We start from the raw sequence: 1,469 nt of genomic DNA, 5'->3' as shown, positions 1-1,469 counted from the left end.
TTTCCTATAAGGAATTGTATGAGTTAGTTCGTTTTGACCTTGGGTTCCCTGCCTTGATTAGGGGTCGAGAATGGAGTCACCTCCATCCCCTCCCATTCAAAACCGTACTTGAGACTTTCACCTCATACGGCTCCTAGTCTGACCGTCTCCTTGTTAAGAGTACAGCATCATCTCTTCATCAAGAGCTGTCTTATCATCGCGGGTGTGGCGATGTAATAGTTGAAGATTCTTGTATTCATCCTTTCCGCCATGGCTTCTAGGTACAATGTGGTCTACTTCAATTAAATCTGATGGGGTAAAGAATTGCCCACACCAGGTACATCTACCTTTTGGTTTTTTGAGTAGTTTTGCTACCCTAATTGGCGTGTCGATTGCTTGTCCTTTCCTGGTTGCCCAGTAAGTCCAATTTCCGTCGTATGGTGTTGCGTCAGGGCGTATTAGGGTATGTCTGACAATTGGAGTCCAGTTGTGTTTGAATAGATGTAACCCATCTTTGGTTTGGAACAGCCAATTTTCGTGTCTTTCTTTCCCATTGCTAAGTTTAATTGTTCCATGTCTGAAATAATTACTTAGCTTTTCGTGATTTGCCTTTCCGCATCTTGATACTGTCCATGCCTTTAACATTTGCCAGATTGTTTTGTCTAGCTTATTGAAGGTCTCTGTTGAGACTACCGCTGAGTAATAATTTGACCATCCCCGAATAATTGGATTTAGTCTACTAATCAAGGCTGATTGAGGTGCTGTTCTATGTTGTTTAATCACACCTTTAATCACTTCTGTGTGGGCTTTAACTGCTTTGTTGCTGGGTTTTATGTGGGTTTTATGTCCGATTAATCGGCTTGCTCCCCCACCTGTTTTCCCAGATTTATACTTTCCTACGGGATATTGCCTGATATTGAATCCTAGAAAGTCAAACCCCGGTTCTTCAATTTTGTCATTGTACTCAATAGGCTTGAGTGTGTGACATATTCGGGTCTTTTCGGGTTTAATCTCTAATCCTACAGGGTTTAGCCATTCAGAAATAGCAGTCTTGCACTGTTCAATAATTTCTAGTGATGGTGATATCACTACAAAATCATCGGCATATCTTATTAAGGTGGCTTTAACTTTAACCCCTTTTACTTTAGGATACCTTTTTTCTATTAACCTAACCATTCCCAACAGTGCGATGTTGGCGAGTATTGGACTTATTACCCCTCCCTGGGGTGTCCCTGCTTCTGTATCCTCAAATACACCGTTATCTAGCACGCCTGCTTTGAGCCATTGTTTCAGGTCTCTTTTTAGGTTGCTTGGACAATGAATTTTTGACAGTAGGTAATCATGGTTTATTCGGTCAAAGCATTTTGCTATATCTGCGTCAAGAACATAGTACTGTCCTTGATTTATGGCAGTATAAATTCTGTTTATTGCATCTTGGGCTGACCGTCCGGGACGGAACCCATAGCTAGTGCCCTCAAATCTTGACTCCC

The 1,469-nt window shown here is 41.7% G+C and carries 1 protein-coding gene; it reads right to left on the bottom strand.

Annotation, left to right across the window (positions count from 1 at the left end; genetic code table 11):
• Positions 1-153: 153 nt before the first annotated feature.
• Positions 154-1,469: reverse transcriptase domain-containing protein (locus P5674_RS24635; RefSeq protein ID WP_315670390.1), on the bottom strand; the 1,316-nt coding region annotated here is incomplete at its 5' end.

It is taken from the genome of Limnospira sp. PMC 289.06, from assembly GCF_032350395.1.
Classification (GTDB): domain Bacteria; phylum Cyanobacteriota; class Cyanobacteriia; order Cyanobacteriales; family Microcoleaceae; genus Limnospira; species Limnospira platensis.
This window is presented reverse-complemented; position numbering and strand designations above follow the sequence as displayed.